This is a genomic window from Martinezella sp. CNPSo 3957 (genome assembly GCF_057784395.1).
In genome coordinates this window covers 191,682-205,838 of the sequence record NZ_JBXSOU010000009.1, presented here as the reverse complement: position 1 = coordinate 205,838, position 14,157 = coordinate 191,682, and the positions used below count along the sequence as shown (strand labels likewise).

Genomic DNA, 14,157 nt, shown 5'->3' with positions numbered 1-14,157 from the left:
ATAGCCCTTAATAGCCAAACGGATTGTCTTCAATCAGTGAACGACGAAATTAGATCGTTCACACCAGGGAGAAAATCATCCAATGGGGTTGTTTCCAAATACCAACGGCATTAAATCAATCTAGACAGTCTAGCCAGAAAGGATTTTCGATGGATTGGCCGTTGCAGGATGCAAAGAACCAGTTTTCAAAAGTCGTGCAGAAAGCGCGTAGCGAGGGTCCGCAAATCGTCACCTTGCGCGGCGAACGTGCGGCTGTCGTCCTATCTGCCGAAGATTATGATGCCCTCTCAGCCGGCAAACCAAGCCTCGCCGACGATCTGCTGTCTGGGCCGGCTTGGGACGATGAAATGGCCGAGGCCGTATCTAAACGAGATAAAACGCCAAGCCGGGATATCCTCTTCTGATGTACCTCGTCGATACCAATGTCATCTCGGAAATTAGGCGTAGCAATTCCCAAGCGATTGCATGGATGCGCTCGGTCGATTCCTCCACCATCTATCTGAGCGTCATCACACTTGGAGAGATCATGCGCGGGATTGCGCTCAAGCGAAAATCGGATCCGCGTACCGCAGCACATCTGGAAGAATGGTTGCGTAAGCTGCGGCACGATCATCGCAATCGCATCCTTCCCATTACCGATCAGATTGCGGTCGAATGGGGACGTATCGCGGCACAGCGCCCGCGTGGCGACGCGGATGGTTTGATCGCGGCAACGGCGATCGTTCATGATCTTATCGTCGTCACCCGCAACGTCGGAGATTTCGACGACACCGGCGCTTCGATCAGCAACCCATGGGACGAGACACCTTACTGAGCCTCAGGATTGCTCGGCAGCGCCCAGTCGATCGGATCCCGGCCATGCGCGACCAGATAGGCATTGGCCTTGGAGAAATGCCGGCAGCCGAGAAAACCGTTATGGGCCGATAGCGGCGACGGATGCGCCGCCTTCAGCACCAGATGGCGTTCGGTATCGACGAAGGCAGCCTTCTTCTGAGCATAGGAACCCCAGAGCATGAAGACGACGCCGTCGCATTCGTCGTTGACTTGGCGGATGACGGCGTCGGTGAAACGCTCCCAGCCCTTGCCTTGATGTGAGGCGGCCTGCGACTCCTCGACGGTCAGCACGCTGTTGAGCAGGAGCACGCCCTGCTTCGCCCAGCTTTCCAGAAAACCGTGGCGCGCCGGCGGGATGCCGAGATCGGTTTCCAATTCCTTGTAGATATTGACCAGAGATGGCGGAATGCGCACGCCGGGGCGTACGCTGAAGCAGAGCCCATGCGCCTGTCCGAAGCCGTGATAGGGGTCTTGCCCAAGAATGACGACCTGCACCTCGTCGAGCGGGGTCAGATCCAGAGCCCGGAAATACTCGCTGCCACGGGGAAATATCACCTTGCCGCGCTGCTTTTCCTCGACGAGAAAAGCCTTAAGCTGCTGCATGTAGGGGCTTTCGAACTCCGGAGACAGCGCCTCTTTCCAGCTCTCCTCCAGCTTGATGTTCGCCTCAGCCATCGTTTCCGGCCTCCGTCAGTTGTCAGCCTGTCGATTGAGGATGAAAGCGCCGGCGTGTCAAGAAAATGGCTGGGACAACAGGGGACAGATCACAGTTTTCGGCAGATGGCGCGGCTTGGTTCCAATCTTCACGTAAATGGCGCAATGATGAAAATACGACACGCAAGCGTTGACAAGGTGGTTCGCTTCGGCCATTGGAAACCATCCCAATTTTCCGACCGGTGCCCCATGCTTCCCTTGCATTCCCTTGGCGAGCGCATTGTCGTGCTCGGCCCTTCCAATGCCGGCAAGTCAACCCTGGCGGTTGCACTTTCCAAAAAACTTGGCTTTCCAACGATCCATCTCGATCAGCTTCATCATCTGCCCCATACCGATTGGCAACAGCGCCCAGACGCAGAATTCGCAGCACTTCATGATGCGGCCATTCTTGGCGACCAGTGGATCATGGAAGGCAATTATACGCGCCTGATGCCGCAACGTTTGGCTCGCGCCACCGGCGCCATCCTCATCACCTCCAATCATTGGCTGCGCTTTTCCCGCTACCTCAAGCGGACCCTGATCAACCGCTCAGACCGAGCAGGGCATCTCGAAGGCGCCAAGGACAGCATCAAATGGGAGATGATTCACTGGATACTCGTGAAGACCCGCAACAGCGGCGCCAAATACGCAAAAATCCTGCAAGAAGCCGAATTGCCGACGGTGGAATGCCATACGGCGGAGGCTCTGAATAACCTTTATCAGGCGTGGGATCTGCCAGGCAGGCGATAGGGATCTCACCGCTCTCCTCTCGTCAACGATACGTTACGATTGAGTCGCCCGAGAATTTCCTGCGATATGACGGCAAATACCATATCGCAAGCGGACCGAATACCACGCGGTAAAAGGCCTGCACAAAGCTCAGCCTATCACCATTGGGTAGGGCGACTTTCAACCCAAAAAGAAGCTTTCCAGGGGTCGCTTGGAGTATGCTGCTTTCAAACGCCGGGAAGTAAAAAAGCAGCGTGATCATGAGCCAAAGGAGCGTCACGCCCATAAGAGGCGTTGGTGGTTGCCCAGCAGGAGAATCCATATATTCAGGGAACCATGCGTCTGCCGCGAAAGTGGGCGCGAGCGCCATGAAAACAAAGAGAATAAGATCCACCGATCCCGCGAGTATTCGCCTGAGCCTCATGATCCCTCCGCAAATGCAAATTTAGCGTGTCCCCTTGGCGTTGCCAACTAGGTTACGGCCCGCCAAAAACAACATTGGCTTCGGAAAAATTGAAGAAGCATGTTGGGAAATTGCGCGCCAGTGGATCAGCTCCAAAGGCCGCTTCGACCCATCCTCCATCACCCCTTGATCCGCACCATCTGCGGGTCATAAAGCGGCTTCAACGACACCTGGCACGGGACACGTTGCTGCGCGACATCGAGCTCATAGCGCCCCGAAAGCACGAAATCCTCCGTGACACCCTCGGGATTGCGGACATAGCCGTAGCCAATGGCCTTGCCGATCGTATAGCCGTAACCGCCGCTCGACAGCCAGCCGACGCGCTTGCCGTCGCGATAGATCGTCTCGCGGCCGAGAAGCACGATCTCGGGATCGTCGGGCACGAAGCAGGCGAGCATCTTCTTCACACCGGAAGCCAGCTGCCGCTCTACAGCCTCCCTGCCGCGGAATGCGACATCCTTCCTCGTCTTCACCGCCCACGCAAGCCCGGCTTCAACAGGCGTATGATCCGGCCCGATGTCCGAGCCCCAGGCGCGATAGCCCTTCTCCAGCCGACAGCTCTCGATGGCGCGGTAGCCGGCATTGACGAGACCGTGTTCGCGGCCGGCCGCCATCAGCACGTCGTAGACGGTAGCGGCATATTCCACCGGCACATGCAGCTCATAGCCGAGTTCGCCGACATAGGTGATGCGTAGCGCCCGTACAGGGCAGCCGGCGATGCCGACGGTCCTCACCTTGCCGAAGGGGAATGCGGCGTTCGAAACATCCGCCGAGGTTACGGCCTGCAAGATCGCACGCGACTTCGGCCCCATCAGTGACAGCACGGAATAGGCAGAGGTCACATCCACCAGCTCCGCATGCATCTCTGCCGGAATGTTTCGGGCGATCCAGTCGAAATCATGGGTGGCAAAGCCGGTGCCAGTGGTGATGTAGAATTCGTTCTCGGCAATGCGGGCAACGGTGACGTCGCATTCGATGCCGCCCCGGTCGTTCAGCATCTGCGTATAGGTCAGGGCACCAACAGGCTTGGCGACGTCGTTGGAAGCAATCCAGGAGATCGCCGCCTCGGCATCCCTGCCCTTCAACACGAATTTGGCGAAGGAGGTCTGGTCGAAGATGACGGCCGCTTCGCGCACTGCCTTGTGCTCCCGGCCGACGGCATCGAACCAGTTCTGCCGTCCATATGTATACTCGTCCTTCGGCTCCTCGCCGGCAAAGAGATCGGCAAACCAGTTCGGCCGCTCCCAGCCGAGCTTTTCGCCGAAGCAGGCACCCTGTGCCTTGAGCCGATCATAGAGCGGCGACTTGCGGCACGGCCGGCCGCTGGAATGCTCCTCGAAAGGCCAGGCCATGGTGTAGTGCTTGCCATAGGCCTCGAGCGTGCGGGTGCGCACCCAGTCAGTGTCGAAATGCGGGCGACCGAAGCGCCTGATATCGACCGGCCAGAGATCGTAGGGCGGTTCGCCTTTGGCGACCCATTCGGCAAGCGCCATGCCGGCCCCGCCGGCGGATGCGATGCCGAAAGCATTGAAGCCGGCGCCGACGAAGAAGTTCTTCAGTTCCGGCGCCTCGCCGAGAATGAAATTGCCATCAGGGGTAAAGCTCTCCGGCCCGCACAGCAGCTGCTTGACGCCGGCCGTCTGCAGCGCCGGCACGCGCACCAGCGCCTGCTCCATGATCTGCTCGAAGTGATCGAAATTGCTGTCGAGCAGCGTGTAGTGGAAATCCCTAGGGATGCCGTCGAGCGCCCAGGGGATAGGATTGGGCTCATAGCCGCCCATGACAAGCCCGCCGACCTCCTCCTTGTAATAGGTCAGCCGATCGGGATCGCGCAGCGTCGGCAGGTTGGAGGGTACGCCGAAGGATTCGGTGATGAGATATTGATGTTCGACTGAGACGAGCGGCACGTTGACGCCGAAACGACCGGCAAAGGTCCGCGTCCACTGCCCCGCGCAGACGACGACGCGCTCGCATTCGATGCGGCCCTTCTCGGTGATGACGGCGCGGATTCGCCCCTTGTCGATCTCCAGATCGAGAACTTCCGTATCCTCGAAGATCGACACACCGCTCATGCGAGCGCCCTTTGCCAGCGCCTGGGTGATATCGGAAGGATTTGCCTGTCCGTCCGTCGGCAGGAAGGCCGCGCCGACGAGATCGTCGATATTCATCAGCGGCCAGAGATCGAAAGCCTCCTTGGGCGTCAGCAGATGCATCTGCAGGCCAAAGGACTGCGCCGTCGTCGCCTGGCGCTTCACCTCGGTCCAGCGCTCCTCATTGCAGGCGAGACGCAAACCGCCATTCATCTTCCAGCCAGTGGCAAGCCCGGTCTCTGCCTCGAGCTTCTTGTAGAGATCGACGGAATAGCCGAGCATCTGCGTGATGTTGGCGCTTGTCCGCAGCTGGCCAACGAGACCGGCGGCATGGAAGGTCGTGCCCGAGGTCAGTTTCTTGCGCTCCAGAAGCACGGTATCGGTAAAGCCGAGCTTACCGAGATGGTAAGCGGTCGAGCAACCGATGATGCCGCCGCCGATGACGACGGTCTTTGCGGTAGCCGGCAGTTCCTTCATCATGTCACCTCAGGAATTGCGAAAATCCTGCCAGACGCTTTCGAAGCGCCGCAGATTTTCAGCTGTATAGGAAGAATAATCGAATTCGATGTCGGAATGGATTTCCGAAACCATGCTCCACATCGTCTCGCGCAGGAGGGAAGCACATTTCATCGCCTGATAGCGCCGGCGCAGATCGTCGCTGATGGAAGCTTCGAAATAGGCCTCCAACATTGCCTCTTCCTGCGTCTCGGAGAATTCATTGTTGGAGGCAAGGCCGCCGAGATCGAAAAACGGCGTGTTGAAGCCGGCATAATCCCAATCGATCAGCCAGAGCCGCTTGCCGTCATCAAGGAAATTCGCCGCCAGCAGATCGTTGTGACCGAAGGCAATCTCGAAAGGACCGGCTTCACGTTCGAGCCACTCGGCAATCTCCAGAAACGAAGTCAGCAACCGCTTGTGCCGACTATCGCCGGCCTCCAGGAGAGCCGCATAATCCCGGACTACATGAAAGACCCAGAAGATGGCTGCCGGTCCGCGAAAATGCCTGGCGACGTCCCGATGACAGGACCGGACGAGCGGCACGACGCGGCTCATCATTGCCGGCTTTCTTATATCATCGGCCGATAGCGGTTTTGCATCGATATAGTCGAGCACCAATATGCCGGGCTCGTGATGTATGACGGCAGGCGAAAGACCGGCGGCATGCGCAGCCCTGCTCGCAGCCACCTCGTTTGCGCGGCTGATGTGATGAACGGGAATATCCGATCCAAGCCGCACGACGAAGCGGCGACCATCATTGCCGACCAGATAGTTGCGATTGGTAATGCCGCCGACAAGCGGTTCGATGTCGATCGGCCCGCGCCAGATGCTGAGAGAATGTATCCTGTCTTCCGCTGTCGCAGTCATTCCCCCTCCGGTCCTGCTGCTGAGCATCCTTCGGATGTGAAAGGTTCCCCACAAACGTAAGGCTGTCAAGAACCGACCCACAAAATGAAACGAATATTTGGTTTTTTGTTGGAATTGGTCAGCCATCCCCAATAGGATGAGCTATGAATATTCTGAAGACTGCGCTTCACCGTAGGTGAGATTTGTCTTAAAAACTCAGGCGCGAAGCAGCCGGATAAAGGCTGCGCGCATTATGGCCCCGGGGGCAGTAGGACAGCCAGTTGGAGCCACGAAGTTTGGGATCAATACCCACAACAGGATCAGAAACCATGCCGGGCACATCCCAGCCACCGCAGCACTCCAACCATCGCGAGCGCGAGATTCTCGAGGAATTGCGGTTAGCCGGCGGCGCCAGCCGCATCCAGTTCTTGGCCGAACGGCTCGGCGTTTCCGAAGAAACCATCCGCCGCAACATCCGCAGCCTTGAGGCCAACGGCCTCGTGACCAAGGTGCATGGCGGGGTCCATATCAAGGACTCGATGATCGAGCCGCCCTTGCATCTGCGCATGAACGAGAATGCCGAAGCCAAGCGGATGATCGCCGCCTCGGTCGCCGCCATGATCGAGGACGGCGATGCACTGTTCCTCGATGTCGGCTCGACGACCGCCTTCATCGCCGTCGCGCTGCAGAAGCATCAGAACCTCTTCGTCGTCACCAATGCCGTCGCGGTTGCCCATGCGCTCGCGACCCGCAACGGCAATCGCGTCTTCTTTGCCGGCGGCGAACTGCGGGGTCATGATGGCGGCACCTTCGGCATGGAAGCCGCCAATTTCCTGCGCCGATTCAATGTACGCCACGCAATCCTCTCGGTCGGCGCCATCAACGCCGCCTCGGGCTTCATGCTGCACGATCTCGAAGAAGCGGAATATTCGCGGGAAGCGGCCAGCCGCGCCGAAAACTGCATCATCGTTGCCGACAGCGCCAAGTTCGGCCGCAGCGCGCCGATCGTTTTGAACGAGCCGGAAAACTTCAACGTTCTGGTTACGGACGAACAACCGCCGGCCGACATTCGCGCCATGCTGGAGCGCAACGAGATCGAGCTCGTCATTGCCAACCGGCAACGGGATGAACGGCGATAGCGGGTCCGCCGTACTCAGCCCTTACACATCGCCTCGAGCGTCTGCGCGGCTTTGCTTGCATGGCGCTCCTTGTGGCGAAGCAGCCGGAAGCTCCGGGCGGGCAGATCGAATTTTGCCTGAACCAGCAGACCCTGTCCGAGATAGGCTTGGGCCGCAGTACTCGAAATGGCCGCAGCACTTTGCCCCGCGCAGACTGCGGAGAGCACTGCCTCATTCGAGGGAAGGACCAGCGTCACGTCGAGGTCACACGGTGAAGCACCAAGCCTTGCGGCGGCATTTTCGAATTCGGAACGCGTACCCGACCCCTCTTCCCGCATTACCCAGGATGTCCCGCTTACGAGGTCGGCAGCGCCAAGCTCTCGCCCGTCCGCCCATGGATGGTGTGGCGGCACGACGATGACAAGCGCATCCTGCGCAACGATCTTCATCGACAATGCCGGCGCATCCACCTCGCCCTCGATGAAACCCAGCTCGGCCGCACCGTCGATAACCGCCTCGGTGACGGTTCTGGTATTGCCGATCGTAAGGTCCAGCTCGATGCCGGGATAATCGCGGCGAAACTGCATCAGCAAGGGGGGCAACCAATAACTGGCGATGGTCTGGCTGGCATAGAGGCCAAGGCGGCCGCGCTGCAGCCCGCCCAATTCCGAAAGCATGAGTTCCGCCGCACGTACGCGTGCGAGAGTCGCCTTGGCTTCTCCGAGGAAGGATCGTCCCGTCTCCGTCAGCTCGATCCGCCGACCGACGCGGTGAAACAGCTCCACGCCGTAATAGGCTTCAAGATTCTTGATCGCAGAGCTGACGGCGGAAGGCGTCAGGTTGATGGCTTCAGCGGCATTGGTCAGATGCTCTCGCTCGGCGACGGCGACGAAGATTGCGAGCTGTTCGAAAGTCATGGGAAATCATTCTAATTTATCGAACGAAACATAGAATAATATTCGATGGATGTCGACATCGACAGATGAGACTTTCCAGCCGTCAGCAATCATCAGAAACGAATGACGGCACGCGATGTCTCTCGCTCAACGCGCAAACAAAATTCTCCCCGGCCTCGCGCTTAGCTCGGCCGTTGCTCTTCTGGCCTTTGTTGCAGAGCATATAGAAACCGATCTTCTCGGTGCGCGGTGGATCGAAAGCCTGGTGCTTGCCATCGCCCTCGGCATTGCGGTTTGCACGATCAAGCCGCTAAAACCGGCCATGAAGCCAGGCATCGATTTCAGCGCCAAGTTCCTTCTGGAAATCGCCATCGTGCTTCTCGGCGCCTCCATCAGCCTTTCGGCCATCCGCGGCGCCGGCGTCTGGCTGATCGCCGGCATTGCCATTGTCGTCGTGCTGTCGATCGCCGCCACCTATCTCATCGGCCGCGCGCTCGGCCTGCCGCCGAAGCTCGCAACGCTAATCGCTTGCGGTAATTCGATCTGTGGCAATTCCGCCATCGTGGCCGTGGCGCCGGTGATCGAGGCTGACTCGCAGGAGATCGCCGCCGCACTGGCCTTCACCGCTGTGCTTGGCATTGCCGCCGTATTTCTCCTGCCGCTTTTCTATTTTCACTTCGGCATGAGCGTACCGCAATATGGGACCCTCGCCGGACTGACGGTCTATGCTGTACCGCAGGTGCTGGCGGCGACAGCCCCTGTCGGGATGCTCGCCGTCCAGACCGGCACGCTCGTCAAACTCGTCCGCGTTCTGATGCTAGGCCCGGTCATCTTTCTGCTCGGCATCCTCACCAAGACCGAGACGACAGCGCCGGATGGACGCAGCGGCCATCATTCGCTGGTTCCCTGGTTCATCTGCGGCTTTCTCGGGCTGATGGCACTTCGCTCCTTCGGGCTCATTCCCGATGCGCTGGTGGCCCCGATGCAAACGGCTTCCGGCATTCTCACTGTCGTTGCGATGGCGGCTCTAGGCCTATCGGTGAACATTCGCTCGGTCGCCCATGCCGGCGGCAAGGTGATCGCTGCGGCGACGCTATCGCTTTTGGCTCTCGGCGCCATCAGTTATGGTCTGATCGTCGTCCTGCAGATCCAGTAGCATAGGACGCATTCCTGACAGAGGATCAGCTTGGGCTCAATGCTTCGGCTGATTTCAGCAAAGCAGCGGTCTCGCTTTCGCAAGAAGGATAGCCGATGGCATAGCCCTGAAGTTCGTCGCAGCCGACCTCGGCCAGAACACGCGCGTGGTCCTCGGTCTCGACCCCCTCGGCGACCACCTCGACATTCAATGCGCGTGCGATTTCAACGATGGAGCCGACGAGACGCCGCTGCTCTTCGGATACCGTTACGGCGGTCACCAGTTGCCGGTCTATCTTCAACCGCTTCGGCTTCAGCTTGACGAGCCCTATCAACGACGCGTGACCCGAGCCGAAGTCGTCGATCTCGATATCGATCCCCATCGCCTTGATAGCAGCGATATTGGCGAGCACCACCTCGTCCGGCTCATCCAGAAAGATGGTCTCCACCAGCTCGAAGGCTATGGCGCCGCGCGGTATTCTGAGCGCACGCAATCCATCGATCAGATCGGGGTCAGCAAGCCGGCGGCCGGAGATATTGACGGCAATGCGCGGCGGCGAAAGCCCCCGCGAAACCCAAGCTGCCCGATCTGCCAGCGCCCGTTTCAACACGGCCGCATCGATTTCTGCTGTAACCCCATATTCGTCCGCGACCTTGAGGAAGGCGACGGGACTGAGCAATCCCCTCACCGGGTGGCGCCAGCGTGCCAGCGCCTCCAGTCCGACGATGTGTCGGGTCTGCGCATTCACTTGGATCTGATAGAAAGGTTCGATCTGCCGCAGCATCGGCGCCAATCGCAGCTCGTCGGCCAGACGGCGTTCCGCATGCAGATCGGACTGGAGCTGCGGCGTGAAAAACTCCACCCGGTTGCGGCCGAGTTTCTTGGCCTGGAAAAGAGCGACATCGGATTCTGCCAAAAGATTGCCGGTGCCGCTCGTCTTACCTACCGCCACGCCGATGGATGCGCGGATCCGCAGCATCTCGTTGCCGAAACGCACTTCCCGGCGTAAGCGCGATAAAATATCGTCAGCGATCACCTGGATCCGTTCGATACTGCCGATATTGACCAGCACGGCGACGAACTCGTCGCCCCCGATGCGGGCAACGACATCGTTGGCGGTGATCGCTCCGGAAATGCGGGCGGCAGCGCTTTGCAGCGTAGCATCACCGGCCGCATGGCCCCATTTATCATTGATCTCCTTGAATCCATCGAGATCGATATGGAGTATCGCCAAAGTTTCGATAGAGGCGTCTTTGCGCAGCTCGGCCAGACGCCGGTCGAAATAGCGGCGGTTCGGAAGACCCGTAAGATAATCGTGATCGGCGGCATGCTCTATTCGCGCACGGCTGTGCTCCAAGGCAATGGCGCGTGCTTCGGCGATCGCCTTTTGGCCGGACAATTCGCGATTGAGCAGGACGTCGGCAGTGACGTCCCATTCCGCGCCGATGAAGGAAGGTGCCCCCTCGGCGTCCTCATAGTAATGCGCGCGCGAACGCAGATGGCGCACCTCGCCTCCCGGCAGGATGATGCGGAATTGGGAATTATAGAAACCCTTCGTGGCCAGCGCGGCATCGAAGTCTTGGATGGCCCCTTCGACATCCTCCGGATGCAACGCATTCATCCAGACGTCGGAGGAAACCTTGCGCTCTTGGAGCCCGGTTTCGTAGAGCTTATGCATCTGCTGGTCCCAGAGCAGTTGTTGCTCATTGACGTTATGCTGCCACACGCCGATTTGAGACGCCTCCAGCGCCAGCTCCAGCCTCCTCAAAAGGTCCTGGAACTCTTCTTCGCTTCGCCCTGATATCGTCTCTGCCAAAGAGCTCCACCCCCTTCGGAAACTGAAGAGACTAGCTAACCGCAGCCAATGATAGTTGCACTACTCCCTTTCGCGAACTTTAATGGCTGCGCAAGCTACCCAAATTAACAGCAACGCCGCAATCCCTGCCGCCGGCCATGCCCCGTCAATGATTATGCCGCGGCGGATTGGCGGCGATGTCGCGGAAATCGGCGGCCCCATCGAGCACGGCTCCATCGGAAAGTTGCGTGACCGAACGACGATAGATTCGCTGCCATGGCGTCGCGTCCGGCGGCACCGGCGGAATTCCATCGCCCTTGCGGCGGGCAATCTCTGCCTCTTCCACTAGCATGTCGCACCGCCCTTGATTGAAATCGATGCGGATGATGTCGCCGGTCCTGAGCCAGGCAAGGCCGCCACCGGCCGCACTTTCCGGCGAGGCGTTGAGGATCGAAGGGCTGTCGGCCGTACCCGATTGACGTCCGTCGCCGATCGTTGGCAGGCTGCGGATGCCGCGCTTCAGAAGCGCGTCTGGTGGCTGCATGTTCACGACTTCCGCCGATCCCGGCCAGCCGATCGGCCCCGCGCCACGAATGACGAGAATGGTCTTTTCGTCGATACCGAGATCGGGATCGTTGATGCGCTTGTGATAATCCTCAGAGCCATCGAAGACGACCGCCCTGCCCTCGAACACGCCCTCGTGCCCCGGCTCCTGCAGGTAGCGGCTGCGGAACTCTTCCGAGACGACGCTCATCTTCATGATGGCGAAGTCAAAGAGATTGCCTTTGAGCACCAGGAAGCCGGCGCGCTCCTTCAGCGGATCGGCAAAGGGGCGGATCACCTCGCGATCGGTCGCTTCCTTGCCCTTCAAATTCTCCGCCATCGTCCGCCCTGTGACCGTCGGACAGCTGCCATCGAGCTTGCCGGCCTGCAGCAGCTCCCACATGATAGCCGGAACGCCACCGGCGCGATGGAAACGCTCGCCGAGATAGGCGCCTGCCGGCTGCACATTGGCAAGCAGCGGAATGTCGAAGCCGTGCACCTGCCAGTCGTCCGGAAAAAGCTCGACGCCGGCATGCTTGGCCATGGCGGCAAGATGCGGCTGTGCATTGGTCGAGCCGCCGATGGCGGAATTAACCCTGATGGCATTGAGGAAAGCCCCGCGCGTCAGCACATCCGAAGGCTTGATATCCTCCAGCACCAGTTCCACGGCCCGCCGTCCGGTGCGGTAGGCCATCTGGCCGCGCTCACGATAGGCGCCGGGAATGGCGGCGCAGCCGGTGAGCGACATGCCGAGCGCTTCGGCCATGGCGTTCATCGTCGAGGCCGTCCCCATCGTATTGCAATGGCCGATGGAGGGCGCCGAGGCAAGCGAGGCCTCCATGAACTCTTCCTCATCGATCTCGCCTGCCGCCAGCTTGCGGCGCGAACGCCAGATCACCGTGCCGGAGCCGGCAAGCTCGCCCTCATGCCAGCCATCGAGCATCGGGCCGCCGGACAGAACGATCGCAGGAATATTGACGGTCGAAGCCGCCATCAGCGCCGAGGGGGTGGTCTTGTCGCAGCCGGTCGTCAGCACGACGCCATCGAGCGGATAGCCATAGAGCACCTCCACTAGGCCGAGATAGGCGAGGTTGCGATCGAGCGCGGCCGTCGGGCGCTTGCAGTTCTCGAAGATCGGATGGGTTGGAAATTCAATCGGAATGCCGCCCGCATCGCGGATGCCGTCGCGCACGCGCTTTGCAAGATCGAGGTGATGGCGGTTACAGGGCGTAAGATCGCTACCGCTCTGGGCAATGCCGATGATCGGCTTGCCCGACCGCAGCTCCTCCGGCGTGATCCCGTAATTCATGAAGCGTTCGAGATAAAGCGCCGTCATATCGATATGATCGGGATTGTCGAACCAGTCCTGCGAACGCAGACGACGCTTGGATGCACCCTTATCGCTCATCTCTTCCTCAAGCCTTTCCTCGGGCATTCTTGTCTTCCAGATGCTGCAGCAAACCGCTGTGATCCTGCTCGCCGCCGCCATTCTCGACGAATTCGGCAAACTCGGCACGGACGGCTTCGGTCAGCGGCAGATGAAGTGACAGGTTCTGTGCCGCCGCCAGGACCGTATCGAGATCCTTCAATTGGTTGCGAGCAGTGCCGCCCGGCTCGAAGTTGCGTTCGATCATGCGCTGCCCATGCAGCTCCAGAATCCGGCTTTCCGCAAAGCCGCCTCGAATGGCATCCCGAAACGCCTCACGCGAACCGCCACCGGCCTCGACCAGCAGCATCGCTTCCGCAACGGCCCCGATGGTTACTGCGACGATCTGCTGATTGCCCAGCTTTGCGAGCTGGCCTGTTCCGCTCGGACCAACGCGGGTTACACACCCGAGCGGCGCCATAATATCGCGGACGCTGTCGATGACCGTGGCATCGCCGCCGGCCATGATCGCGAGCGTCCCGGCAGCTGCCCCGACCACACCGCCGGAGACCGGCGCATCGATGTGCCGTATGCCGCGCTCGGCGAGTTTGAAGGCGTGTTCGCGGGCAACGGCCGGCGATATCGAGCTATGGTCGATTACGATCGTCCCAGCCTCCAGCACATCGGCGACACCGCTGCCGAACAGGACTTCACCAACGGCGCCGCCGTTGGTCAGCATGGTGAAAAGAACAGACGCTCCTCGAGCAGCCTCTACGGCAGTATCGGCGACCGTCGCACCATCTGCCGCCAGAGGCTCGGCCTTGCTCCGGTCGCGTTTCCAGACCGTCACCGCAAAACCAGCAGCAAGCAGCCGCCGTGCCATCGGTGCGCCCATCAATCCCGTTCCGAGAAAAGCGATCTTCCTGCCCTGCATAAACTATCCTCCGAATAGGACCGCATCGGACACCGAAACAGAACAACGGAGCATTTTCGCCGTGCGAATGCGGCGACGGTCTTCCGGCTGCGGTGGCCTCAACTCCCATATTCCACGGGCGCCTCCACGCCCGATGTACGTCAATCAACTGTTCCCAAAGCTTGATAAACCTCTGGTGCCATCATGCAAAGGAAATCAGCGACCACCCAGCAAATTC

Annotated in this window: 13 protein-coding genes; 5 read left to right on the top strand and 8 right to left on the bottom strand. The window is 59.8% G+C overall.

Features of this window, described 5'->3' with window-relative positions; genetic code table 11:
• The first annotated feature begins 149 nt into the window (after window positions 1–149).
• Window positions 150–404, top strand: coding sequence for a type II toxin-antitoxin system Phd/YefM family antitoxin (locus tag AC13QE_RS21395; RefSeq protein ID WP_132717371.1), 255 nt, complete (start codon window positions 150–152; stop codon window positions 402–404).
• Window positions 404–814, top strand: coding sequence for a PIN domain-containing protein (locus tag AC13QE_RS21390; RefSeq protein ID WP_488485160.1), 411 nt, complete (start codon window positions 404–406; stop codon window positions 812–814). The genes AC13QE_RS21395 and AC13QE_RS21390 overlap by 1 nt, the downstream gene beginning before the upstream one ends.
• Here the strand turns inward: AC13QE_RS21390 and ung are convergent.
• On the bottom strand, window positions 808–1,509 hold the full coding sequence (ung, locus tag AC13QE_RS21385; protein ID WP_488485159.1) for a uracil-DNA glycosylase: 702 nt from the start codon (window positions 1,507–1,509) through the stop codon (window positions 808–810). The two genes, AC13QE_RS21390 and ung, sit on opposite strands and share 7 nt — an antisense overlap.
• 54 nt (window positions 1,510–1,563) lie before the next feature.
• On the opposite strand from ung, the gene AC13QE_RS21380 reads away from it, so the two are divergent.
• Window positions 1,564–2,277 carry a P-loop NTPase family protein gene (locus AC13QE_RS21380; protein ID WP_488485158.1) on the top strand — a complete coding sequence of 238 codons (714 nt, stop codon included), beginning with the start codon at window positions 1,564–1,566 and terminating at the stop codon, window positions 2,275–2,277.
• A 22-nt stretch (window positions 2,278–2,299) separates the two neighbouring features.
• On the opposite strand, the gene AC13QE_RS21375 is transcribed toward AC13QE_RS21380, so the two are convergent.
• The 3 genes from AC13QE_RS21375 to AC13QE_RS21365 all read right to left on the bottom strand — a co-directional run bounded on the left by AC13QE_RS21375 (window position 2,300) and on the right by AC13QE_RS21365 (window position 6,174).
• Window positions 2,300–2,680 carry an RDD family protein gene (locus AC13QE_RS21375; RefSeq protein WP_132717374.1) on the bottom strand — a complete coding sequence of 127 codons (381 nt, stop codon included), beginning with the start codon at window positions 2,678–2,680 and terminating at the stop codon, window positions 2,300–2,302.
• A gap of 158 nt (window positions 2,681–2,838) precedes the next feature.
• Window positions 2,839–5,289 carry a GcvT family protein gene (locus AC13QE_RS21370; protein WP_488485157.1) on the bottom strand — a complete coding sequence of 817 codons (2,451 nt, stop codon included), beginning with the start codon at window positions 5,287–5,289 and terminating at the stop codon, window positions 2,839–2,841.
• Between the two features lie 6 nt (window positions 5,290–5,295).
• A complete protein-coding gene (locus AC13QE_RS21365) occupies window positions 5,296–6,174 on the bottom strand; it encodes a phosphotransferase (protein WP_488485156.1) in 879 nt (292 codons plus the stop codon).
• Between the two features lie 308 nt (window positions 6,175–6,482).
• On the opposite strand from AC13QE_RS21365, the gene AC13QE_RS21360 reads away from it, so the two are divergent.
• The gene (locus tag AC13QE_RS21360; protein WP_488485155.1) at window positions 6,483–7,292 is read left to right on the top strand and encodes a DeoR/GlpR family DNA-binding transcription regulator; all 810 of its coding nucleotides are present in this window, start codon (window positions 6,483–6,485) and stop codon (window positions 7,290–7,292) included.
• A 14-nt stretch (window positions 7,293–7,306) separates the two neighbouring features.
• Here the strand turns inward: AC13QE_RS21360 and AC13QE_RS21355 are convergent, their stop codons facing one another.
• The gene (locus AC13QE_RS21355; RefSeq protein ID WP_488485154.1) at window positions 7,307–8,188 is read right to left on the bottom strand and encodes a LysR substrate-binding domain-containing protein; all 882 of its coding nucleotides are present in this window, start codon (window positions 8,186–8,188) and stop codon (window positions 7,307–7,309) included.
• 115 nt (window positions 8,189–8,303) lie between these two features.
• Here AC13QE_RS21355 and AC13QE_RS21350 point away from each other — a divergent pair, with 115 nt between their 5' ends.
• The gene (locus tag AC13QE_RS21350; protein ID WP_488485153.1) at window positions 8,304–9,323 is read left to right on the top strand and encodes a YeiH family protein; all 1,020 of its coding nucleotides are present in this window, start codon (window positions 8,304–8,306) and stop codon (window positions 9,321–9,323) included.
• A 25-nt stretch (window positions 9,324–9,348) separates the two neighbouring features.
• On the opposite strand, the gene AC13QE_RS21345 is transcribed toward AC13QE_RS21350, so the two are convergent.
• The 3 genes from AC13QE_RS21345 to AC13QE_RS21335 form a co-directional block, all read right to left on the bottom strand.
• Entirely contained in the window at window positions 9,349–11,118 is a 1,770-nt protein-coding gene (locus AC13QE_RS21345; RefSeq protein ID WP_132717381.1) for a GGDEF domain-containing phosphodiesterase, read from the bottom strand.
• A gap of 145 nt (window positions 11,119–11,263) precedes the next feature.
• Entirely contained in the window at window positions 11,264–13,048 is a 1,785-nt protein-coding gene (locus tag AC13QE_RS21340) for an IlvD/Edd family dehydratase (protein ID WP_488485215.1), read from the bottom strand.
• A 7-nt stretch (window positions 13,049–13,055) separates the two neighbouring features.
• Window positions 13,056–13,940, bottom strand: coding sequence for an NAD(P)-dependent oxidoreductase (locus AC13QE_RS21335; protein ID WP_488485152.1), 885 nt, complete (start codon window positions 13,938–13,940; stop codon window positions 13,056–13,058).
• Between the last annotated feature and the right edge of the window lie 217 nt (window positions 13,941–14,157).